Annotated in this window: 1 protein-coding gene; it reads left to right on the top strand. The window is 70.9% G+C overall.

The genetic code is table 11. The features are described 5' to 3' along the window. Positions 1–309, top strand: a 309-nt coding sequence (locus tag WDW90_RS38710) for a molybdopterin cofactor-binding domain-containing protein (protein WP_336492948.1), incomplete at both ends; no start/stop codon positions are given.

The raw sequence follows: 309 nt of genomic DNA, 5'->3' as shown, positions 1-309 counted from the left end.
GGCCGCCCATGACCGCCTCGTCAAGGCGCCCAAGCTCCCGGCCGACAAGGTGAAGGTGAACGTGACCCTGCTCGGCGGCGGCTTCGGCCGCACGTCGAAGCCCGACTACGTGGTCGAGGCCGCGCTCTGCAGCCAGGCCGTCGGAGGCGCCCCGGTCAAGCTGACCTGGACCCGCGAGGACGATATCCACCACGGCTACTACCACACCATCGCGGTGGAGCACCTGGAGGCCGGCCTCGACGAGAAGGGCATGCCGGTGGCCTGGCTCCACCGCTCGACGGCGCCCACGATCGGCTCGATCTTCGCCCC

Origin of the sequence: Methylobacterium nigriterrae (assembly GCF_037106235.1) — a bacterium.
GTDB lineage: Bacteria > Pseudomonadota > Alphaproteobacteria > Rhizobiales > Beijerinckiaceae > Methylobacterium > Methylobacterium nigriterrae.
This window is presented reverse-complemented; position numbering and strand designations above follow the sequence as displayed.